The sequence below is a fragment of the Mycobacterium ostraviense genome (assembly GCF_002705925.1).
GTDB classification, from domain to species: Bacteria; Actinomycetota; Actinomycetes; order Mycobacteriales; family Mycobacteriaceae; genus Mycobacterium; species Mycobacterium ostraviense.
In genome coordinates, this window is sequence record NZ_NKRE01000001.1 from 4682744 (window position 1) to 4706044 (window position 23301).

Here is a 23301-nt window from a genome sequence, read left to right on the forward strand (position 1 = left end):
TACCAACTGACCTTCGGCAGCTACCAGGATGCGCTGCGGATGGTCGGTGCGACAACGGAACCGAGAACCGCCGCGACCGTGGTCAGCGGAGCGCGCATTCAGCTGTTCGCCTCCATGGTCCGCGACGGGAACCCCTCATATTGGGACACCGAATACGCCCGGCGGCGGTGGGGCGGCTTGCTGGCTCCGCCGGCCCTGTTGATGGGCTGGCTGATTCCGCCGCCGTGGCAGCCGGGGGGCCGGGTGCCTGCGGCGTCGCTGGCGCTGCGGGTGCCGTTGCCGGGCACCACATTCATCAACGCGGCCAACGATGCCGAGTTCCTGCTTCCTATCGTCGAGGGTGATCGGCTGACCGTCGTCGAGGAGCTGGTGTCGGTGTCCCCGGAAAAGCAAACCCGGCTCGGGGTCGGGCATTTCGTCGAAACGCTGGAGACCTACCGCCGCCAGGATGGCGCGGTGGTGGCCACATCGCGAAATACGTTGTTCCGCTTCACGCCTGGGCCACGACCGTGACCGATCGGACGTGGAACGACATCACCGTTGCGCTCGAGCTGCCCGAGGTCGTCGACCAGATCAGCTATCAGCGGGTGGTGGAGAACGCCGGGGCGACGTGGGACTACTTTCCGGGGCATTTCGATCCGACATATGCCCAAAGCCAGGGAAACCCAACCATTTTCGTCAACACCATGCATCTGGCGGGATTCGCCGACCGGATCGCGACCGACTGGGCCGGTCCGGGCAGCCGGGTGGTACGCCGTTCCATGCGGCTGACCGGCTCGATCTATGCCGGCGACACCATGGTGGGCCGCGGCCGGGTGGTGGCCAAACGGTGTGACGAGAGCGTCCAGCCGCCACGTTATCTCGTCGATCTGCGGATCGAGGTGACCAATCAGCACGGCGCGGTGTGCTGTCCGGTCGAGATCACCCTGCAGTTGCCGCAATGACATTGAGGACATTGGGCGGCGGCATTTTCCCGTTGCACAGCACCGATTGCAGCTCGACATATTCGGCCAGGCCCTCGGGCCCGAATTCGCGGCCGATACCCGACTTCTTGAAGCCGCCGAACGGTGTGCTGATGTCGAGCATGTACATGTTGATGCCGTAGGTGCCGGTCCGGATCCGTGCGGCGATTTCGAGGCCGTGGGCGGTGTCGGCCGTCCACACCGAACCGGCCAAGCCGTAATCGCTGTCATTGGCGATCCGGATCGCGTCCTGCTCGTCTCGGTAGGTAAGAACGGTCAACACCGGTCCGAATATCTCCTCCCGCGCGATGCGCATGTCATTGGTCGCGCCGGTGAACAGCGTGGGCCACACGTACCAACCACGTTCGGCCGGGCTGTCCTCGCCGCCGACCACAACGCGCGCACCCTGCTGCCGCCCGGACCTGATGTAGTCCTGAACCCGATGCTGTTGGCGTCGGGCGACAAGTGGCCCGATGTCGGTCTTTTCGTCACCGGGGTCGCCGACCTGCAGCGCCGTCATCATGTCGGCCAGGGCGTCGACGACTTCGTCGTGACGGCGTTCGCTGACCAGGATGCGTGTCTGGGCAACACAGGCCTGGCCGTTGTTCATCAGGGCGGCCGTCTTCAAACCGGTGACGGTCTTGTCGAGGTCGGCGTCGTCGAGGATGATCGCCGCCGACTTGCCGCCCAGCTCCAGGTTGACCCGTTTCAGTTGCTCCCCGCAGGCCGTGGCGATGCGGCGCCCGGTGGCGCTGGAGCCGGTGAACGCGATCTTGTCCACCCCGCGATGGCGCACCAGCGCCTGGCCGACAGAAGGTCCGCCGGTCAGTACCGAGACGACACCCTCGGGAAGCTCGACCTGCTCGATCATCTCGGCCAACCACAAAGCGTCCAAAGGAGTTTCGGGCGCGGGTTTGACGATGACGGTGCAGCCGGCGATCAGGGCCGGAATCAGCTTCGGCATGATCAGGCATTGCGGCACGTTCCACGGCACGATGGCGCCGACCACGCCGACGGGCGCACGACGCAGGTGCGCTTCGCCGAGCACACCCTGCCGGCGTTCCACCCACGGGAAGTCGCGGGCTGCCGCCAGTGCCAGGTGGATCATCGACGCCGCACCCGCCGCCTGGCCCAGCCTGCTGAAACTGCGCGGCGAACCCATCTCCGCGGTGATCAGGTCGGCCATGTCGTCGAGGTGGCGTGCGTAAATCGCGGCCAGCTGCTCGATTTTGCTCATCCGCTGGTGCGGATCCCACAGCGGCCACGGACCGTGGTCGAACGCCTGCCGGGCCGCGGCCACCGCCGCCTCGACGTCGCCGGGGCCCGCCGCCGGTGCTTCGCCCAGCGGCTGCTCCGAGTGCGGGGAAATGACGCAGAGCCGTTCCGGCGTCGTCGGTTTGCGCCAGCGCCCGCCGATGAACAGTTCGTCATACCTGTGACGCGGGGATTCTGCCGTCATCGGGGCACCACCTCGGGGCAGGCGACGGTAACTTCGCTATTGATGTTAACATAGCAAAAAAGCGAGGTCTGGCGTCCGGGAAGGCCTGACATGAGCAGCGACTGGCGCAGTTACCCGTTCCAGCTGGTGGCCGGCGACCGTGCGCTGGAATTTCCCGCCGCTGAAGGCGCCCACGCCGACCAGGAATCCGATACCTGGTTTCTCGCCGGCCAACTGGATGCAACCGGCACCGGCCGATCGTTTGCGTTTCTGACCATCGTCAACAAGAACCGCCCCGGGGGTTCGGTGGTCGCCGACTTCTACACGCTGGCGTTGTTCGACCTCGACACCGGCGAGTACGGCACCTACACCGATTACGACATGCCGCCGGCCAGCATGGCGCCCGGCGCCCAGCCCAAGCTGTCGGCCGCAACGGGGCATCTCGATATCGAATACCGCAGCGGCGCCGGTATCGCGTCATGGCTCACCTGCCGTGACGCCGACGGGGACCTGTCGCCCTACACCTACCGGGTCAGTGTGGTGGGAACCGATCAGGCCGGTCGCTTGATGCGGCTGGATCTGGTCGTGACGCCCACGCGCGCGCCCACCCCGGTGGGGGCGTCGGCCTACAACGGAAAGATCGTCTGCTTCGGCCAGGAAGGCACGTACTCCTACTTTCAGACCGGCATGGCGATGACCGGGACAATGCGCTGGGGTGAGGCGGCAGAAGAGGTCTCCGGCACCGCCGGGCACGTTGACCGGCAGTGGTTTCCCAAGTATGCGGGCGCCGCGGGAGACCCACGAGGCCGGTCGCACGAATGGCGCACCATCCATTTCGACAATGGCGTCGACATGAGCATCTGGCGGCAGTTCGACCGTACGAACGGCAATGCGGTGCAACCGTTTACCGGCGTGACGGCGAGTTATCCCGATCCGGACCGGGTGCCGCAGTGCGCCGAGGACGTCGACGTCGCCATCCTCAGCTATGTCCGCTGGCCGGAGGCCATACGACCGCTGTTGCCGCCGATCACACCGGTCCGCTACCTGCCGGACCGCCACCGGATCACTTGCGCCACTATGCAATTGGACCTGGTCGGGGAGCCGCTGGTGGCCGCTCCGGCCCATGGCCTGCCGATCGAATACATGGAGGGCCCCTACCGCTACCGCGGCACGCTGCAGGGTGAGCCGGTGACCGCCTTCGCGTTCTACGAGCGGTCACTGGCGTTGTATCGCGACTGGGAGCTGATCGACGTGCTGGCCGCCACCGTCGGCAATGCTCGGCCACCGGCCCCGGAGCTGGCTGCCCTGGTGGAACGCGTTACGCCAGTGGTGCTTTCGGGCCACCGCGGGGAGGCCCTGGAGATGTTGCGGACGGGATCAGCTGCGCTTCCCGACGATGCTGACCAGGATTGCCGTGATGTTCTCGAGGCGCTGATCGGCTCGCTGACGCAGGAGACTCCCGCGGCGAAGCTGTAATTTGGCAGGAGTCTTCTCGACCTTTTGCTGCCAATCTTCAGCCTCGGCGCAACGCATCGAGCGCGCGCTCCCATGCGAGGTGGCGGTGTTGGAGCCCCGGCTCGTTGCGCCCGAACACCAGTTGCTCTCGTGCCCCTGATTCGAGGTTGGCTTGCAACGACTCGGCCAGCCGATAGTCCTCGTCGCGGACCGTTGCGTGTGCGTACTCGAATACGGCCTGGGCGCCGGCGGCCACCGATTCATCGGAGACGTCCAGCGCTGTGGAGTTCTGGTGGACGGTGACGGATCGGCCGGGTTGCGCACCGGGGTAAACGCGGAACAGCTCGCCGTTGGCGACCGTCACCGACAGCACGATGTTGGGAAACAGCGCATAGATCACGACCATGTGATGGAACGGATTCCACTGATCCTCGGGCGCAGCGTCCAGCTCCATGATGGTGTTCAGCGGAAAGATCAATCGGTGGTGTGGTCCATAGGAGTCGAACACCGTGCAGTTGCTGCGGGCGATGGTGGCGAAGGTTTGCTTGTGCACCGTGGCGAAGTGGTAGTTCTCCGAGAAGGTGTCGATCGCCAGCTTCCAGTTGATCCGCGAGTCGAGCACCTTCTCGCCCAGCGGAGACCAGTGCCCGATTCCCCATGAGTCGAGTTCGTCGGCCAGCGGTCCCAGGTGTGTTGCGATGTCCAGTGTGGCGGCGGGGTCCAGGGCAACCCACAGAAAACCGGCGAACTCGGTGGCCGGAAGCCTGGTCAACCCGTCATCCTTCAACGTCATCTCGGGAAAGCCCTCCCGGCCTGGCAATCCGACCAATCGCCCGCTGTTGTCATACGTCCAGGCGTGGTAGGGGCAGCTGAACCGCTTCGCGGTGCCACACCCGGTCGCCACCTGTGCCTGCCGATGCAGGCAGACATTGTCGAAGGCCCGCACCGAGCCTTCCGACGTCCTGGTCAGCAGCACGGATCGCCCCAACACCGTCTTGGTGCAATACGAACCGGGCCGCGGAAGCTCGGAGACGTAGCCGACCAGTTGCGGGCAGGACATCATCATGGCCCGCTCCCGGTCGTGTCGCTCGAGCGAGGTGTACTCCCGCGCGCGGACCGTGTGCTGCCGCGGCGCCAGGTCGGTCGTCTGGTCGCGGGCGAGTTTCAGGGCACGGCGGGTGAGGTCGATGAGCTGGTGGTGATCCATCGCGACCCCCGGTTGCGATCGAGTGCGGACTGTTCGCCTCTAACTTTACTAACTTTGCATTGACAGCAAGAATCGGCTGCCGACCCTCCGCCCAAACGTACGTTGTGACATTGTGATGTAGCTGTGACTGGCGAGCTCAATGAGTCAATTGATGCAGGTGTCGTACTCTGTGGCTTGTGGAGGTCTCGCGGCGGGACGTGCTCAAGTACGCGGCAGCGACGCCCGGCCTGCTGGGCCTTGGCGTCGCGGCCGCGTCGTTGCGTGCCGCGCCGGCCTCAGCGGGTTCGCTTGGCATCTTGTTGGACTATTCGGCCGGGGTCATCCCCGCCAGCCAGATCAGGGCTGCCGGGGCGGTGGGTGCGATCAGGTACGTATCGGATCGGCGACCAGGGGGTACCTGGATGCTGGGCAAGCCGATCCAACTCGGTGAGGCCCGCGATCTGAGCAGCAACGGGCTCAAGATCGTTTCGTGCTACCAATTCGGCAAGGGCGGCACGTCCGACTGGCTCGGCGGTGCCGCTGCCGGTATTCAGCATGCCAAGCGGGGCATGGAGTTGCACACCGCGGCGGGCGGCCCGGCGGGCGCTCCCATTTATGCCTCGATCGACGACGATCCGTCATATGAGCAGTACAAGAACCAGGTCGCGCCGTATCTGCGGTCCTGGGAGTCGGTGATCGGGCATCAGCGCACCGGGGTGTACGCCAACTCCAAGACGATCGACTGGGCGGTGCATGACGGGTTGGGCTCTTATTTCTGGCAGCACAACTGGGGTTCGCCGAAGGGGTTCACACATCCGGCCGCCAATGTGCACCAGGTCGAGATCGACAAACGCAAAGTCGGCGGAGTCGGCGTGGATGTCAACGAGATCCTCAAGCCCCAATTCGGCCAGTGGGCCTAATTTTCCGCCCCGTCAAAGGGCCGTTGATGGCGCGCTCCAGCAAACACTCGTTCGCTTAGATCGAAGCGGCGCACAAAGCGGCGATTGCGCGGCGCCACAGCCGATGCGACGTCACGGGCCGGCCGCAGCGCAGAATTTCAACATAACGATTTGGTAACAATACTGCCTTGATCAGCGCAGTTATAGCTACTCGACCGTAACCACCTGCACGCAGGACGTTTGTTACGCGCGCCCGCGCCAATGGCGAAACCCGGTGTTACCGATGACACGGTTACCCGCGCGTAGAACTCGCCAGTAACCGATCGGCGTCAAAAAAGTGGACTGATCCTTATGACACTCTTATAGAGCCGATGCAGTCCGTCGCGCCACCAGGTCCATAGGCCGGCCCGCCGACAACGCACCGGTCAGACGTTTTCCGGCTGCGATTCGATGCGGAATCGGCCGGAGTTCACCGGGCCCCTGCGGGGGCCGGTCCGGTCCGGCCGAACCAACCGACACGTACAGACGCATACAGGGAGATAAAGACGGTGACGATCCACGAGCACGACCGGGTGTCAGCTGACCACGACGGGACTGGCCCGCATCGCGCTCATGCTCTGGTCGATCGCTTGACCGCCGGCGAGCCGTTCGCGGTCGCATTCGGCGGCCAGGGCAGCGCTTGGCTGGAGACGCTCGAGGAACTGGTTTCGGCGGCCGGGATCGAATCGGAGCTGGCCGCGCTGGCAGGTGAGGTGGAGCTGCTGCTCGAGCCGGTCGCCAAGGAACTGGTCGTGGTCCGCCCGATCGGCTTCGAGCCGCTGCAGTGGGTACGTGCGCTGGCCGCCGAAGACGCGGTCCCGCTGGACAAGCACCTGACGTCGTCGGCGGTGTCGGTGCCGGGTGTGCTGCTTACCCAGATAGCCGCCATCCGTGCCCTGGCCCGCCAGGGTATGGACCTCGTTGCCACCCCGCCGGTTGCCCTGGCCGGGCACTCCCAGGGAGTGCTGGCGGTGGAGGCACTCAAGGCCGGTGGCGCTCGCGACGTGGAGCTGCTGGCGTTGGCGCAGCTGATCGGCGCGGCCGGAACACTGGTGGCGCGCCGGCGGGGGATCTCGGTACTCGGCGATCGCCCGCCGATGGTCGCGGTCACCAACGCCGACCCCGAGCGCATCCAGCGATTGCTCGAGGACTTCGCACAGGACGTGCGCACGGTGCTGCCACCGGTGCTGTCCATCCGCAACGGCCGGCGCTCGGTCGTCATCACCGGCACCCCCGAGCAGCTCTCGCGCTTCGAACTGTATTGCCGTCAGATCTCGGAGAAAGAGGAAGCCGATCGCAAGAACAAGGTCCGTGGCGGCGACGTCTTCGCGCCGGTATTCGAGCCGGTGCGGGTGGAGGTGGGCTTCCACACCCCACGGCTGGGCGACGGCATCGACATCGTCGGCAGCTGGGCCGAGAAGGTCGGCCTCGACATCGCGTTGGCCCGGGAGCTGGCCGAATCCATCCTGGTCCGCAAGGTCGACTGGGTCGACGAGATCACCCGCGTGCATGACGCTGGAGCTCGGTGGATCCTTGATCTGGGTCCAGGGGACATCCTGACCCGGCTGACCGCGCCGGTGATCCGCGGCCTGGGCATCGGCATCGTGCCCGCTGCCACCCGCGGCGGTCAGCGCAACCTCTTCACCGTCGGGGCCACGCCGGAGGTGGCCCGGGCCTGGTCGAGTTACGCCCCGACGGTGGTCCGCCTGCCCGACGGCCGGGTCAAGCTCTCGACGAAGTTCACCCGCCTTACCGGACGGTCGCCGATCCTGCTGGCGGGCATGACGCCGACCACCGTCGACGCCAAGATCGTCGCCGCCGCGGCCAACGCCGGGCACTGGGCCGAGCTGGCCGGCGGCGGGCAGGTCACCGAAGAGGTATTCCACAACCGCATCCAGGAAATGTCGGGTCTGCTGGAGCCTGGCCGGACCTACCAGTTCAATGCGCTCTTCCTCGACCCGTACCTGTGGAAGCTTCAGGTCGGCGGCAAACGGCTGGTGCAGAAGGCGCGCCAGTCCGGCGCGGCAATCGACGGTGTGGTGATCAGCGCCGGCGTCCCGGATCTCGAGGAAGCCGTCGAGCTGATCCACGAGCTCAACGACATCGGGATCAGCCACGTCGTGTTCAAACCCGGAACCATCGAGCAGATCCGCTCGGTGATCCGCATCGCCACCGAGGTGCCCACCAAGCCGGTGATCATGCACGTCGAGGGCGGCCGCGCCGGTGGCCACCATTCCTGGGAGGATCTCGACGACCTGCTGCTGGCGACCTACTCCGAGCTGCGCTCGCGGGCCAACATCACCGTCTGCGTCGGCGGCGGCATCGGCACCCCCGAGCAGGCCGCCGAATACCTGTCCGGGCGCTGGGCGCAGTCCTACGGCTTCCCGTTGATGCCGATCGACGGGATCCTGGTGGGCACTGCGGCGATGGCGACTTTAGAGTCCACCACGTCACCCTCGGTCAAGCGCATGCTGGTCGAAACCCAGGGCACCGGCGAGTGGATCAGCGCCGGAAAGGCCCAGGGCGGCATGGCTTCCAGCCGTAGCCAACTTGGCGCCGACATCCACGAGATCGACAACGCCGCCTCGCGGTGCGGCCGACTGCTCGACGAGGTGGCCGGCGACGCCGACGCGGTGGCGGAGCGTCGCGACGAGATCATCGCCGCCATGGCCAAGACCGCCAAGCCCTACTTCGGCGACGTCGCGGAGATGACTTACCTGCAGTGGCTGCAGCGCTATGTGGACCTGACCATCGGCGAAGGCAATTCGACGGCCGACACCGCTGGGGTTATGGGGCCCGGTAGCCCCTGGCTGGCCGACACCTGGCGCGACCGCTTCGAGCAGATGCTGCAGCGCGCTGAAGCCCGGTTGCATCCACAGGATTTCGGCCCGATCGAGACGGTCTTCACCGACCCGGCGCTGCTGGAGAAGCCCACCGAGGCTATCGCCGCGCTGCTTGCCCGCTACCCGGATGCCAAAACCGTCCAACTGCACCCGGCCGACGTTCCCTTCTTCGTCACCTTGTGCAAGACCCTGGGCAAGCCGGTGAACTTCGTGCCGGTGATCGACAAGGACGTCCGGCGCTGGTGGCGCAGCGACTCGTTGTGGCAGGCCCACGACGCCCGCTACGACGCCGACCAGGTGTGCATCATCCCCGGCCCGGCGGCGGTGGCCGGTATCACCCGCCTGGACGAGCCGGTGGGTGAGCTGCTGGACCGCTTCGAGCAGGCCGCCATCGACGAAGTGCTGGCTGCCGACGGGGAAGTCAGGGACGTCAGATCGCGGCGGTTGGGCCGCCCCGACGCCAACGGACCGCTGGCCGTGGTGCTCGACGCAGCCGATGTGTTGTGGGCCGGCCGCACCGCCGTCAATCCGGTGCACCGGATCGCCGAGCCAAGTGATTGGCAGGTGCACGACGGACCCGAAAACCCCCGTGCCACACACTCTTCCACCGGAGCGCGGCTGCAGATCGAGGGCAAGGACGGGGCGGATGTGGTGTTGAGCGTGCCGGTGTCGGGCACCTGGATCGACATCCGGTTCACCCTGCCGCCCAACACCGTCGACGGCGGTATCCCGGTGGTCTCGACCGAGGACGCCGCTACCGCGATGCGCGCGGTGCTGGCGATCGCAGCCGGTGTCGATGGGCCGGAGCTGCTGCCACCGGTCACCGACGGGGTGGCCCGGGTGACCGTCGACTGGGACCCAGAAAAGGTTGCCGACCACACCGGGGTCACCGCCACCTTCGGCGAACCGCTGGCGCCCAGCCTCAGCACCGTTCCCGATGCGCTGGTAGGCCGGTGCTGGCCGGCTGTATTCGCGGCGATCGGATCGGCGGTCACCGACACCGGGGTGCCTGTGGTGGAAGGCCTGCTCAATCTGGTGCATCTTGATCATGCCGTCCGCATGGTCGGCACCTTGCCCGAAACTCCCGACCAATTGACAGTTACCGCAACGGCTTCCGATGCCCACGACACCGAGGTGGGCCGGGTGGTGGCGGTCTCGGTGACGGTTGCCGGGCCCGACGGCGAAGCGATCGCCGTCCTCGACGAGCGGTTCGCCATCCTCGGCCGAACCGGGGCGGCCGAACTCGACGACCCGGTCCGGGCTGGTGGCGCGGTATCGGAGAACGCCACCGACACCCCGCGCCGCCGCCGCCGCGACGTCACCCTGACCGCGCCGGTCGACATGCGCCCGTTCGCGGTGGTGTCCGGCGACCACAACCCCATCCACACCGACCGGGCCGCCGCGCTGCTCGCCGGCTTGGAATCGCCCATCGTGCACGGCATGTGGCTGTCGGCCGCCGCCCAACACGTGGTGACCGCCACCGATGGGCAGGCCCGTCCGCCGGCCCGGCTCATCGGCTGGACCGCGCGGTTCCTGGGCATGGTGCGTCCGGGTGACGAGGTGGACTTCCGGGTCGAGCGCGTCGGAATCGACCGGGGCGCAGAGATTTTGGAAGTGGCCGCGCGCATCGGTTCGGATCTGGTGATGTCGGCGACCGCGCGACTGGCCGCACCCAAGACGGTCTACGCGTTTCCTGGCCAAGGCATTCAGCACAAGGGCATGGGCATGGAAGTGCGGGCGCGCTCCAAGGCGGCCCGCAAGGTGTGGGACACCGCGGACAGGTTCACCCGCGACACGTTGGGCTTCTCGGTGCTGCACGTGGTCCGGGACAACCCGACCAGCATCATCGCCAGCGGTGTGCACTACCACCACCCCGACGGCGTGTTGTACCTGACGCAGTTCACCCAGGTCGCGATGGCCACCGTGGCGGCCGCCCAGGTGGCCGAGATGCGTGAGCAGGGCGCCTTTGTCGAGGGCGCGATCGCCTGCGGCCACTCGGTCGGCGAGTACACCGCCCTGGCCTGCGTGACCGGTGTCTACGAGCTGGAAGCCTTGCTGGAGATGGTGTTTCACCGCGGCTCGAAGATGCACGACATCGTTCCGCGCGACGTACTGGGACGCTCCAACTACCGGTTGGCGGCGATCCGGCCATCGCAGATCGACCTCGACGACGCCGATGTTCCGGCCTTCGTCGCTGACATTGCGGCGAATACTGGTGAGTTTCTTGAGATCGTCAACTTCAACCTGCGTGGCTCGCAGTATGCGATTGCCGGCACCGTGCGCGGTCTGGAGGCGCTCGAGGCCGAGGTGGAGCGGCGCCGGGAGCTCACCGGTGGCCGCCGTTCGTTCATCCTGGTTCCCGGGATCGACGTTCCGTTCCACTCCCGGGTATTGCGGGTCGGGGTGGCGGACTTCCGGCGTTCGCTGGACCGCGTGATGCCGCGCGACAAAGACCCGGATGTGATCATCGGGCGCTATATCCCCAACCTGGTGCCACGGCTGTTCACCCTGGATCGTGACTTCATCCAGGAGATCCGGGATCTGGTGCCGGCCGAGCCGCTCGACGAGATCCTCGCCGACTACGACACCTGGCGTCGGGAGCGGCCCCGCGAGCTGGCCCGCATCGTCCTGATCGAGCTGTTGGCTTGGCAATTCGCCAGCCCGGTGCGCTGGATCGAAACGCAGGATCTGTTGTTCATCGAGGAGGCCGCCGGTGGCCTGGGGGTGGAGCGGTTCGTCGAGATCGGCGTGAAGACCTCGCCGACGGTGGCGGGTCTGGCCACCAACACCCTTAAGTTACCCGAATACGCCCACAGCACAGTGGAAGTGCTCAACGCCGAGCGCGACGCCGCGGTGCTGTTCGCCACCGACACCGACCCGGAGCCGGAGCCCGAAGCCGACGAGCCCGTCGGGGAGTCGGCCGAAGCCGTCGTGTCGGCCGAAACCCCTTCTGCCGCACCGGCTCCCGCAACTGCGGCACCTTCGGGTGCCGCTCGGCCGGACGACATCGGCTTCGACGCCGCCGATGCCACGCTGGCGCTGATCGCGCTGTCGGCCAAGATGCGCATCGACCAGATCGAAGAGCTCGACTCCATCGAATCCATCACCGACGGCGCGTCGTCTCGGCGCAACCAGCTGCTGGTGGACCTGGGCTCCGAGCTGAACCTGGGCGCCATCGACGGCGCCGCCGAGGCCGACTTGGCTGGGTTGCGGGCGCAGGTCACCAAGCTGGCGCGAACCTACAAGCCCTATGGGCCGGTGCTTTCCGACGCGGTCAACGATCAGCTGCGCACGGTCCTGGGGCCCTCCGGCAAGCGGCCGGGTGCGATCGCCGAGCGGGTGAAGAAGACCTGGGAACTCGGCGACGGCTGGGCAAAGCACGTCACCGTCGAAGTCGCGCTGGGAACCCGGGAGGGCACCAGCGTCCGCGGCGGCGCGCTAGGCAACCTGCACGAGGGCGCGTTGGCGGATGCAGCATCCGTCGACAAGGTGATCGACGCCGCGGTCGCATCGGTTGCCGCGCGCCGGGGCGTCGCCGTAGCGCTGCCGTCTGCCGGTGGTGGCGGCGGTGCCACCGTCGACGCGGCCGCGCTGAGTGAATTCACCGATCAGATCACCGGCCCGGACGGGGTGCTCGCCTCGGCGGCTCGCCTGGTGCTGGGCCAACTGGGGCTCGACAACCCGGTCAGTGCGCCGCCGGCGGCCACCGACGCCGAGCTGATCGACTTGGTCACCGGCGAACTGGGCGCCGACTGGCCGCGCTTGGTGGCTCCGGTATTCGACGCGAAGAAGGCCGTCGTCTTCGACGACCGCTGGGCCAGCGCCCGCGAAGACCTGGTCAAGCTCTGGCTGACCGACGAGGGTGACATCGACGCCGACTGGGCGCGGCTGTCCGAGCGTTTCGAGGGCACCGGCCATGTCGTGGCGACCCAGGCCACCTGGTGGCAGGGCAAGTCGCTGGCCGCGGGCCGGCAGATCCACGCGTCGCTGTACGGCCGGATCGCCGCCGGCGCCGAGAACCCGGATCCCGGACCTTACAGCCACGAAGTGGCCGTGGTGACCGGCGCGTCGAAGGGCTCGATCGCGGCGTCGGTGGTGGCGCGGTTGCTCGACGGCGGCGCCACCGTGATCGCGACCACCTCCAAGCTCGACGAGCAGCGACTGGCGTTCTACCGCACGCTGTATCGCGACCACGCCCGCTACGGCGCGGTGTTGTGGGTGGTCGCGGCCAACATGGCGTCCTACGCGGATATCGACGCGCTGGTCGAGTGGGTTGGCACCGAGCAGACGGAAAGCCTTGGGCCACAGTCGATTCACATCAAGGACGCGCAGACCCCGACACTGTTGTTCCCGTTCGCGGCACCGCGCGTCGTCGGCGATCTGTCGGAGGCCGGCTCGCGCGCCGAGATGGAAATGAAGGTGCTGCTGTGGGCCGTGCAGCGGCTGATCGGCGGTCTGTCGACCATCGGCGCCGAGCGCGACATCGCGTCGCGGTTACACGTGGTGCTGCCCGGCTCGCCCAACCGCGGGATGTTCGGCGGCGACGGCGCCTACGGTGAAGCCAAGTCGGCGCTGGACGCCGTGGTTAGCCGTTGGCACGCCGAATCGTCGTGGGCGACCCGGGTCAGCCTGGCGCACGCCCTGATCGGCTGGACCCGCGGCACCGGGCTGATGGGCCACAACGACGCCATCGTCACCGCCGTCGAAGAGGCCGGTGTCACCACCTACTCGACCGACGAGATGGCGGCGATGCTGCTAGGCCTGTGCGACGTGGAATCCAAAGTCGCCGCGGCCAGTTCGCCGATCAAGGCGGACCTCACCGGCGGCCTGGCTGAGGCCGATCTCGACATGGCTGAACTGGCCGCCAAGGCGCGCGAGCAGATGTCCGCCGATGCGTCGGCCGTCGCGGAGGACACGGCGCCGGGCATCATCGCCGCGCTGCCATCGCCGCCGCGCGCGCACACCCCGGCGCCGCCGCCGGACTGGGCCGACCTCGACGTCGACCCCGCCGATCTGGTGGTGATCGTCGGTGGCGCCGAACTCGGCCCGTACGGCTCGTCGCGCACCCGCTTCGAGATGGAGGTCGACGACGAACTGTCGGCGGCCGGTGTCCTCGAGCTGGCCTGGACCACCGGCCTGATCCGCTGGGAAGACGATCCGCAACCCGGTTGGTACGACACCGAATCGGGCGAGCTGATCGATGAGGCCGAAATCGTCGAGCGTTACCACGACGCCGTGGTGCAAAGGGTGGGAGTTCGCGAGTTTGTTGATGACGGCGCGATCGACCCCGACCACGCCTCGCCGCTGCTGGTATCGGTGTTCTTGGACAAGGACTTCAGCTTCGTGGTGTCCACCGAGGCCGAGGCCCGGGCGTTCGTCCAGTTCGACCCCGAGCACACCGTCATCCGGCCGGTGCCCAACTCCACCGATTGGCAAGTAATCCGCAAGGCCAGCACCGAGATTCGGGTACCGCGCAAGACCAAGCTGTCGCGGACCGTTGGAGCGCAGATCCCCACCGGGTTCGACCCGACGGTGTGGGGGATCAGCCAGGACATGGCCGCCTCGATCGACCGGGTAGCGCTGTGGAACATCATCGCGACCGTCGACGCGTTCCTGTCCGCCGGCTTCACTCCGGCCGACCTGATGCGCTGGGTGCACCCAAGCCTGGTGGCCAACACCCAGGGCACCGGCATGGGCGGGATGACCTCCATGCAGACCATGTACCACGGCAATCTGCTTGGCCGGAACAAGCCGAACGACATCCTGCAGGAAGTGCTGCCCAATGTCGTTGCCGCGCACGTGGTTCAGTCCTATGTCGGCAGTTACGGCGCGATGATCCACCCGGTCGGCGCCTGCGCCACCGCGGCGGTGTCGGTCGAGGAAGGCGTCGACAAGATCCGGCTGGGCAAGGCCGAGCTGGTGGTGGCCGGCGGGTTCGACGACCTGACCCTGGAGGCCATCATCGGTTTCGGTGACATGGCGGCCACCGCCGACACATCGATGATGCGCGGCCGCGGCATCGACGACTCGAAGTTCTCCCGGCCCAACGACCGGCGGCGACTGGGCTTCGTGGAAGCCCAAGGTGGTGGCACCATCTTGCTGGCCCGCGGCGACCTGGCGCTGAAGATGGGTTTGCCGGTGCTGGCCGTGGTGGCGTACGCGCAGTCCTTCGGAGACGGTGTGCACACCTCCATCCCGGCTCCGGGCATCGGGGCATTGGGTGCGGGCCGCGGCGGCCGGGATTCGGTGCTGGCGCGCTCACTGGCAAGGTTGGGCGTGGGTGCTGACGACATCGCGGTGATCTCCAAGCACGACACCTCCACGCTGGCCAACGACCCCAACGAGACCGAACTGCACGAGCGGCTCGCCGACGCGCTGGGCCGCTCCGAAGGCGCCCCGCTGTTCGTGGTGTCGCAGAAGAGCCTCACCGGCCACGCCAAGGGCGGCGCCGCGGTGTTCCAGATGATGGGGCTGTGCCAGATCCTGCGTGACGGAGTCATTCCGCCCAACCGCAGCCTGGATTGCGTCGACGACGAGCTTGCCGGCGCCGCGCACTTCGTGTGGGTCCGCGACACCTTGCGGCTGGGCGGGAAGTTCCCGCTCAAAGCCGGGTTGGTGACCAGTCTCGGGTTCGGCCACGTGTCCGGCCTGATCGCACTCGTGCACCCGCAGGCCTTCATCGCGTCGCTGGATGCCGCGCAGCGTGCGGACTACCAGCGCCGGGCCGATGCGCGGTTGTTGGCCGGTCGGCGCCGCCTGGCCGCGGCGATCGCCGGCGGTACGCCGATGTACGAGCGGCCGGCGGACCGTCGTTTCGACCACCGTCAGCCGGAGAAGCCGCAGGAGGCCGCGATGTTGCTGAATCCGGCCGCCAGGCTGGGCGACGGCGAGGCATTTTCCGGATGAGTTCGATCATCCGTTAACGTGGCGACCCATGGGCATCGTCGGTGTGGGGATCGACCTCGTCTCCATTCCTGATTTCGCCGAGCAGGTCGACCAACCCGGAACGGTGTTCGCGACGACCTTCACCCCCGGTGAGCGGCGAGATGCTTCGGATAAGAGTTCGTCGGCGGCCCGGCACCTAGCGGCCCGCTGGGCCGCCAAGGAAGCGGTGATCAAGGCCTGGTCCGGCTCGCGGTTCGCGCAGCGGCCCATGCTGCCGGAGGACATTCACCGCGACATCGAGGTGGTCACCGACATGTGGGGCCGGCCGCGGGTGCGGCTAACCGGGGAAATCGCCAAGCATCTGGCTGATGTGACAATCCATGTGTCGCTGACCCACGAAGCGGATACCGCCGCCGCAGTGGCCATTCTCGAGTCACCCTAGAGTGCCCGAGCTCGCGCAGTGAGCGAGCGCTGGGTCAACGGGCGAGGCTGCGGGCATAGCCGGTGCCCATACCCAGCAGCACCAGACCGACGACGATGAATGCCGCCACCCGGAAGATGCCGTCCAGAGTCGCCAGATCGAACACGAACAGTTTGGCGGTGGCGGCGCCGGTGAGCGTCAGCCCGGCGGTGATCGGGGCTGCCCGGTGTTCCCGGCCGGCCAGCCGCAGCGCGTAGCCGAACAATGCAGCCGCCATGGCGATCCAGCACACGGTGGCGATCATGTGCCCCGCAACGAAGCCAACGCCGGTGCCGGCGAAAAATACGCCAGCGGTGACGGTGAAGGCGGTGACGGCGTAGACGACCAGCATCCCGGCAGCCGTGCCCAGGATCAATCTGGTGTCACGGTCCTCGACACCTGCGCATGCTCGCGCCATCGCAAACACGGTAGCGATGACGAGCAGACTGGCGGCCAGGGTCGACACCGCGATCGAAGTGGGCATCGCGATGGGGGTCAACAAGGCATCCAGTGGCGCGTAACTGTAGAACAGGCCCGTCCCGACGACACCAAAACCTGCTGCGGCCCAACGTGCTACCGCATCGCCACGACCGGCAATGGCGACGATGACGGCTAGTGAGAGCAGCACCGGGCCTTCGAGGTAGCCGTCGAAGGCGACGGTAACGGCGACCAGCGCCGAAACCGCTGACCACGCCGACCAGACCTGTCTGGCGATCTTGGGCAGTTCGGTGCCGACTAGCACGATCACCAGCATGGCCGCGGCCAGGACGGCTGCCAGCCCCGCGGCCAGTGCCCGATCGACTGCCATTCCGGCGGCCAGGGTAGGCAGGGTTCCGGCCGCCGTCAGCACTGCCAACGCGGCGGTGTTGCTGATAGCCGGTAGCACGACGAGTCCGCCGGCGATGGCGAGGATCGCGGCGATTCCGGAGGCGGCGCCGATCACCCAGGCGTCGTCGGATCCGACCGAAACCAGGGCCACCAGCAGGGGCAGCGTGGTAGCCGCGACCCGGGCAGCGTGCACCCAGATCCAGTCCTTGCCCAGTTGTACCGGCAGCGCAGCGGCCGAGAGTGCCAGCATGAAGCCCACCAGCAACAGGTCGACACCGTGGGTGATGACGGGCGCCAGCCCGGTCAGCGGCACCAGCACCAGCAGTCCCAGGTGTTCGGAGTTCCACCGCCGAGCAAGTGCCAGGCCCGCCCCGCCGACCGCCGCGGCGAGCAGGAGTCCGGCCGGCGCCGGCACCCACTTGTAGATCGTGGTGAGGGCTATGACGTCCAGGTAGGCGGCGGCAATACCGGTGGCGGCCAACGCTATTGCGCCGATCCGTCCGCCGGGGCGGTCACGCAGCCGGGTGGCCACCCCAACGAGCCCGACGGCCAGCAGAATGCCACCGGTGACCCGGATCTCCGGGCGCAGCAGGCCGGCCTGTGCGGCGAGGACGAGCAGTAGCACCACGCCGATCAGCGTCACCGCCACCCCGGCGACGGCCAACAGCTTGCCGATCCAACCGGATTCGCGGTCTGGAGTCGGCGGCGTTGGCGGCGGACCAGGTGTAGGTGTGCGCTGAGGTGGTGGCGGTGCGAACTGGCGTGGTGGTGCCGGCGCCGCAACTTGCCAATGCTGCCAGTACGGTGCTACGGGCTGCGGTGGTGGTGGGGCGGGCTGGGGTGCGGTGACTGAATCGAAGATCAGCCGGTCGAGTTGACCGAGTCCGCCTGAGACGCGGGCCATTTGGCGGGACAAAGCGTCGAACTCGGCGGCGAGCCGGCTGATCACGGCATGATGCGATTCGGTCATGGCGGCTACCATGCCGGGCGGCGCATCGAAATGGATGAGTAGGACTACCCGAATCCGGGGCTACTCGTCGAGCCCGTGCTCGATGGCGTAGCGGGTCAACTCAACCCGGTTGGCGACCTGCAACTTGCGAAACGTCGCCTGGACATGGTTTTCGACGGTGCGGTGACTCAACGAAAGCTTTTCGGCAATCTGCTTGGCGGACAATCCTTTTGCGACATATCGGAGTACTTCGGTCTCCCGCTCGGTGAGGCTGGGACGAGCCGGTCCCGAGTCCGGGTTCGTGGCGATGCGCCGGTATTCCCCCAGCACCAGCCCGGCCAGGCTGGGTGTGAACACGGCACGCCCGGCCGCGGTGGCTCGCACGGCATCACTCAATTCCGCCTTGGAGGCGCTCTTGACCAGGTAGCCCGTCGCCCCGGCCTTGACCGCTTCCAAGACGTCCTCGCGTTCGTCCGAGGCCGACAGGACCAGCACCCTGGTAGCCGGGGACACCTCGAGCACCTGCGTCGTCGCCTGCACGCCGTCGCCGTCGGCCAGCCGCATGTCCATGAGCACCACGTCCGGCTTGACGACTGCGGCCCTTCGTCGCGCTGCTGCCACGCTGTCGGCGGTGGCGACCACGTTGAACCCGTCATCGGCGAGGTCGCGCGCGACCGCGTCCCGCCAGATCGGATGGTCATCGACGACCATCACGGTCGGGGATGGCTGCTCACTCATGAGGTCCTTCCCGGCGCGGCACCGTCAGTTCCCACTCGGTGCCCTCGCCCGTGTTCGTGCTCAGCTGCGCGGTGCCGCCCAGCGCCGCCAACCGCCCGATGATCGACATCGAGACCCCGAGCCGATCCTGGCCGGCGGCCTCCTCGAGCCGCCCCGCGGCAATGCCGACACCGTCGTCGCGAACGCTCACCGTCACCGCATCACCCATATCTTCCAGCAGCACATAGGCGCGGGCGTTCGGCCCGGCGTGCAAGCGAACATTGTCCAGGGCATTGCCCACCGCCGCGTCCAACTCGGTGGCCACCCCACGCGCCAGCGGCACCGGTGTTGCCGGCAAGCTCATGGTCACTTGGTCGGACGCCCGGCGCCGCAACAGAGCTCCGAGGTCGACCGTCTGGTTGTCGCCGTCGCGCTCGGTGTCGGTGGAGATCACCCAACGGCGCAGCGCGCCTTCTTGTTCGCTGGCCAGTTCCGCTAATTCGGCTGCCTCGCCGCCTATTTCATGCCCCCGCTTGGCGACCAGGGCCAACACCTGGATGACACCGTCGTGAACTTGCCGGGAGAGCCGCTCCCGCTCGTGCAGCGCTGCCGACAATTCGGCGGCTCGCTGCAATTCGTCGTGGGCACGCCGGGCGGTCCGAGCGGCCATCCCCACCGCGAGGCCGACTGCCAGCTCGATGACAATGGTCGCACTGCGACCGAGGTTGACGTTGACGTAACCCTTGACGGCTTCGTTGGCGGCCGTCACCGCCACGCCGGTCAACATGCCGCCGGCCGGACCGAACTGCAGGGCCGCCGAAATGGTGGCGTTGCTGGCCCACAGGGTTGTCGGCCAGGTCTGGTTATCCAGTGCCCATTGCCCGGTGGCTACCACCTTGGTGGACAGCATCAGCACGATAACGACGGTGATCTCGGCGATCACCCAGGCAGGCCGGCGGCCGAAGCCGCGGAGGTAGGCGAACGCGCAGGCCGCGCTCCAGCCGATCAGCACCGCGAAGAGCGCCCACCCCAACGCCGGCAGCCGCAGGTCGGAATTGACCGCGATCTGAAAGCCCAGGGCGTAGACGCAGCTCAATAGCCGGAACAGCTGCGCCGCCCGCCAGAGCGGCGCTGCCGGGTCGGGGCCGCGCGTCGCCATATCGGGCTCAGCATAGCTAGCCTCGTGGTCGTGACTGATCTGGTTGAGCGGGTTCGGGCGGTGTTGCCGTCGGTGCGGCGTGATCTCGAAGGTCTGGTACGCATCGACTCCGTGTGGGCTGACCCGGCGCGACACGATCAGGTACATCGCAGTGCAAAGGCGGTGGCGGATCTGTTGTCGCAGGCGGGTTTTGACGATGTGCTGATAGTCAGTGAAGGCGGTGCGCCGGCGGTCATCGCGCGGTATCCGGCGCCACCGGGTGCGCCGACGGTCCTGCTGTATGCCCACCATGACGTGCAGCCCGAGGGTGATCGCGACCAGTGGGCATCGCCGCCTTTCGAGCCCACAGAACGCGACGGACGACTGTACGGGCGCGGCACCGCCGACGACAAGGCCGGCATCGCAACACATTTGGCCGCATTCCGGGCCCACGGCGGCCGGCCGCCGGTGGGCGTTACCGTCTTCGTCGAGGGCGAAGAAGAATCCGGATCCCCGTCACTGGGCCGATTGTTGGCTGCCCACCGCGACGCGCTGGCCGCCGACGTGATCGTCATCGCGGACTCGGACAATTGGAGCACCGACGTCCCCGCGCTGACGGTGTCGCTACGCGGATTGGCCGATTGCGTGGTCGAGGTCGCCACGCTCGACCACGGGCTGCACTCCGGTTTGTGGGGCGGTGTGGTTCCCGACGCGCTGAGCGTGCTGGTGCGGCTGCTGGCCAGCTTGCACGACGACGACGGCAACGTGGCAGTCGCAGGGCTGCATGAAACCGACGTTACGGCCGTGAATTTCCCGGACTACCCGCCCGAGCGAGTGCGCGCAGACGCGGGCCTGCTCGACGGGGTATCGGAAATCGGTTCCGGTTCGGTGCCCCAGCGGCTGTGGGCCAAGCCGGCGATCACGGTGATCGGCATCGACACCACATCGGTTGCGGCAGCGTCGAATACGTTGATTCCGCGGGTCAGGGCCAAGATCAGTCTGCGGGTTGCGCCCGGCGGCGATGCCGCGGCGCATCTGGACGCCCTGGAGGCCCATCTGCGGCGGCACGCGCCGTGGGGTGCACGGGTCAGCGTGCTGCGCGGCGAGGTTGCCCAGCCGTATGCCATCGAGGGCAGCGGCCCCGTCTATGACGCTGCCCGGGCGGCGTTCCGACGGGCGTGGGGCACCGATCCCATCGACATGGGCATGGGTGGGTCGATTCCGTTCATCGCCGAGTTCGCCCGGGCGTTTCCTGCGGCGAAAATTCTGGTCACCGGTGTGGAGGATCCCGCGACGCAGGCGCACAGCATCAACGAAAGCCTGCACTTGGGGGTGTTGGAGCGGGCCGCCATCGCCGAAGCGCTGTTGCTGGCCAACCTGGGCTGATAACACGGTGGCGACGCGGGTGGCGTGGCGTCAGATGCCCCGGCCACCTAATTGAGGTCCGCCCTCTTGCCGCGGTGGGTGTGACTTGAGGCCCTATTGCACCAACTTCGTCGGTTGTGTGCTAGTGACCAACACCGATGATAGAGGCCTGCGATGCTAACCCTTTTGTCGGAGATGACCGTTGAAGGCCTGACAGGCCATGAGGTCATCGACTTTCTGCTCAACTGCGAAGATGATGCCTACCAGTCGTGGTGGCCGGGTACGCACCTGGAATTGCACGTACTCAAGCGTGGGACGGGTGGCGATCATGTCGGCGATCTTGTGCTGATGGACGAGTATGTCGGGTCGCGGCATGTACGAATGGTCGGCGACGTCGTTGACGTGGTGCCGGGCGAAAGAATTGTGTGGCAGCTGCGGCTGGGCCGGTTGCCGCTACCGGTGCGGTTGACCTTGGTGTTACACACTGGCGAGCAAGGCGTCCGGCTGCGTCACACCATTACCGCTGGGTGGCGAGGGCGCGGGCACTGGCTGGATCCGCTATGGCGATTTTACTTTTCGAAGTCGTTTGCGGCCGCGATGGACCGGCACGTGCACACCGAATTTCCGCTGATGCGAAATTTGTTGCATCAGGGACGCGCCGTCGCGACTGACAGGTCTGCGGCGGTGGCGGCTTCCGAAAGCATCTGAGCCGTCCTCGGTTTCCGTGGTTGCCGGAGCTCGATCACCAGCCACGGCGAAGCTTGGCGATGTGTCCGGTGGCCTTGACGTTCGGGAACGAGATCCGTCACGCCCGGCTAGTCGCCCGCTGCGACGAGCATGAAGGTGGCGGTCGATCGGATCAAAGTGCGTTCTGCCGCGCCGACGACCACGCACTCCGCGCTGAGCAGCTGTAACGCACGTGAATGTCTGTCGTGACTGTGAACTGGGGGCCGAAGTCGTATATGCCCCAAAGGCATGCCGCGCAGGCGGCGTCGGCGAACGTCGCGAGCATGCCGCCGTGGACGGTGCCTGCGTAGACACCCTTGATGTCGTCCGTGAGCGGCATCGAAAGCCCTGCAACGCCCGGTTCGGAACGCACCACACCGAGCTGCAGGCGTTCGTGCACCGGCGATAGGCGCAGCTGTTCGGTAGTAAACATTCGGCCCCTATCGCTAGAGGTCATCTGTGCGCTTTCGAGCACGGCCCACGCCGACTCAGGTTGTTGCCGCTCAAGGCCGCATAACACAATTCTGCCGAGGCGAGGGTACCGCGCCCGATCGCGGCGCGGGCGACTAATCGGCAGCGCTCGCCTGCTTGATGACCTTCTGGATCAATGTTGTCGTGTGAGCGGCCTTGACGTTGTACTGCGCGAGGGCGATCTTGCCCTTCTGGTCGACGACGAATGTGGACCGGATCACACCCTGGACGGTCTTGCCGTACATCTTCTTCTCGCCGTAGGCGCCCCAGGCCGTCAACACCGTGCGATCGGGATCGGACAGCAGCGGGAACGTCAGTCCCTCGGCGTCGCGGAACTTGCCCAGCTTGGCCGGCGGGTCGGGGGAGATTCCCACCACGTCCAGGCCGGCGTCGTTGAGATCGCGGAGGTTGTCGCGGAAATCGCAGGCCTCTTTGGTGCATCCCGGTGTCGAGGCGGCCGGGTAGAAGTACACGACGACGCGGCGCCCCCGGTAGTCGGCCAGCGACACGGTGTTGCCGTCGGCGTCGGGCAGGCTGAACGCGGGTGCTTTGTCGCCGGGCGCCAGGCGGGTGGACTCGCTCAAGGTAGGTCCCTTTCTGTTCACCGGAGCGTTGGGACTCGCACCGGCTCAACTAGGGTAGTTCGTCAGGTGCACCTACTTGGAGGACAGACACGTGGCGGACCGTGATCCCGAGACCATCAAGCAGGAGATCGACCTCGCCCGCGACCAGCTGGCGGCGACGGTCGACTCGCTTGTTGAGCGTGCCAATCCCCGCCGCCTCGCCGACGACGTCAAGGCCAAGGTGATCGGATTCGTCACCAAACCTGCGGTGACCGTGACCCTGGTGGGCGTCGGGTCTGTCGTCGTCATCGTGGTGATCCGCAACATCAGGAATCGGTGAGCGCTGCGGCGACAACCCTCACTGGCCGCGTGGATGA

The 23301-nt window shown here is 67.1% G+C and carries 16 protein-coding genes; 9 read left to right on the top strand and 7 right to left on the bottom strand.

What is annotated here, in order from left to right:
• The first annotated feature begins 39 nt into the window (after positions 1–39).
• Entirely contained in the window at positions 40–513 is a 474-nt protein-coding gene (locus tag CDN38_RS21865) for an FAS1-like dehydratase domain-containing protein (protein WP_075512954.1), read from the top strand.
• On the top strand, positions 510–944 hold the full coding sequence (locus CDN38_RS21870) for a MaoC family dehydratase (protein WP_075512881.1): 435 nt from the start codon (positions 510–512) through the stop codon (positions 942–944). The genes CDN38_RS21865 and CDN38_RS21870 overlap by 4 nt, the downstream gene beginning before the upstream one ends.
• Here the strand turns inward: CDN38_RS21870 and CDN38_RS21875 are convergent.
• Positions 922–2421: an aldehyde dehydrogenase gene (locus tag CDN38_RS21875; RefSeq protein ID WP_075512882.1), complete on the bottom strand. Its 1500-nt coding sequence runs from the start codon at positions 2419–2421 to the stop codon at positions 922–924. The two genes, CDN38_RS21870 and CDN38_RS21875, sit on opposite strands and share 23 nt — an antisense overlap.
• Before the next feature lie 90 nt (positions 2422–2511).
• On the opposite strand from CDN38_RS21875, the gene CDN38_RS21880 reads away from it, so the two are divergent.
• On the top strand, positions 2512–3876 hold the full coding sequence (locus CDN38_RS21880) for a lipocalin-like domain-containing protein (RefSeq protein ID WP_075512883.1): 1365 nt from the start codon (positions 2512–2514) through the stop codon (positions 3874–3876).
• Positions 3877–3913: 37 nt separating this feature from the next.
• Here CDN38_RS21880 and CDN38_RS21885 read toward each other — a convergent pair whose 3' ends face one another.
• The gene (locus CDN38_RS21885) at positions 3914–5062 is read right to left on the bottom strand and encodes an aromatic ring-hydroxylating oxygenase subunit alpha (protein WP_075512884.1); all 1149 of its coding nucleotides are present in this window, start codon (positions 5060–5062) and stop codon (positions 3914–3916) included.
• A gap of 176 nt (positions 5063–5238) precedes the next feature.
• Here CDN38_RS21885 and CDN38_RS21890 point away from each other — a divergent pair, with 176 nt between their 5' ends.
• The 3 genes from CDN38_RS21890 to acpS all read left to right on the top strand — a co-directional run bounded on the left by CDN38_RS21890 (position 5239) and on the right by acpS (position 16149).
• Entirely contained in the window at positions 5239–5961 is a 723-nt protein-coding gene (locus tag CDN38_RS21890) for a DUF1906 domain-containing protein (RefSeq protein ID WP_075512885.1), read from the top strand.
• A 527-nt stretch (positions 5962–6488) separates the two neighbouring features.
• Positions 6489–15728, top strand: coding sequence for a type I polyketide synthase (locus CDN38_RS21900; RefSeq protein ID WP_099319169.1), 9240 nt, complete (start codon positions 6489–6491; stop codon positions 15726–15728).
• A 28-nt stretch (positions 15729–15756) separates the two neighbouring features.
• On the top strand, positions 15757–16149 hold the full coding sequence (acpS, locus tag CDN38_RS21905) for a holo-ACP synthase AcpS (protein ID WP_075512887.1): 393 nt from the start codon (positions 15757–15759) through the stop codon (positions 16147–16149).
• 34 nt (positions 16150–16183) lie between these two features.
• Here acpS and CDN38_RS21910 read toward each other — a convergent pair whose 3' ends face one another.
• From CDN38_RS21910 to macS, 3 genes are read right to left on the bottom strand one after another with little or no spacing between them, the layout of a single operon-like run.
• Positions 16184–17965: a DUF2339 domain-containing protein gene (locus CDN38_RS21910; RefSeq protein ID WP_075512955.1), complete on the bottom strand. Its 1782-nt coding sequence runs from the start codon at positions 17963–17965 to the stop codon at positions 16184–16186.
• A 60-nt stretch (positions 17966–18025) separates the two neighbouring features.
• A complete protein-coding gene (locus CDN38_RS21915; RefSeq protein WP_075512888.1) occupies positions 18026–18682 on the bottom strand; it encodes a response regulator in 657 nt (218 codons plus the stop codon).
• The gene (macS, locus tag CDN38_RS21920; RefSeq protein WP_075512889.1) at positions 18675–19820 is read right to left on the bottom strand and encodes a MacS family sensor histidine kinase; all 1146 of its coding nucleotides are present in this window, start codon (positions 19818–19820) and stop codon (positions 18675–18677) included. The genes CDN38_RS21915 and macS overlap by 8 nt, the downstream gene beginning before the upstream one ends.
• A 30-nt stretch (positions 19821–19850) precedes the next feature.
• Between macS and CDN38_RS21925 the strand changes: the two genes are divergently transcribed.
• Both CDN38_RS21925 and CDN38_RS21930 read left to right on the top strand, forming a co-directional pair.
• The gene (locus CDN38_RS21925) at positions 19851–21185 is read left to right on the top strand and encodes a dipeptidase (RefSeq protein WP_075512956.1); all 1335 of its coding nucleotides are present in this window, start codon (positions 19851–19853) and stop codon (positions 21183–21185) included.
• Between the two features lie 153 nt (positions 21186–21338).
• Positions 21339–21872 carry a hypothetical protein gene (locus CDN38_RS21930; RefSeq protein WP_082277363.1) on the top strand — a complete coding sequence of 178 codons (534 nt, stop codon included), beginning with the start codon at positions 21339–21341 and terminating at the stop codon, positions 21870–21872.
• A 151-nt stretch (positions 21873–22023) separates the two neighbouring features.
• On the opposite strand, the gene CDN38_RS21935 is transcribed toward CDN38_RS21930, so the two are convergent.
• Positions 22024–22323, bottom strand: coding sequence for a hotdog domain-containing protein (locus CDN38_RS21935; protein ID WP_075512890.1), 300 nt, complete (start codon positions 22321–22323; stop codon positions 22024–22026).
• A gap of 133 nt (positions 22324–22456) precedes the next feature.
• The gene (gene bcp / locus CDN38_RS21940; protein WP_075512891.1) at positions 22457–22945 is read right to left on the bottom strand and encodes a thioredoxin-dependent thiol peroxidase; all 489 of its coding nucleotides are present in this window, start codon (positions 22943–22945) and stop codon (positions 22457–22459) included.
• 91 nt (positions 22946–23036) lie between these two features.
• On the opposite strand from bcp, the gene CDN38_RS21945 reads away from it, so the two are divergent.
• Positions 23037–23264, top strand: a complete 228-nt coding sequence (locus CDN38_RS21945; protein ID WP_075512892.1) for a DUF3618 domain-containing protein — start codon at positions 23037–23039, stop codon at positions 23262–23264.
• The last annotated feature ends 37 nt before the right edge of the window (positions 23265–23301 follow it).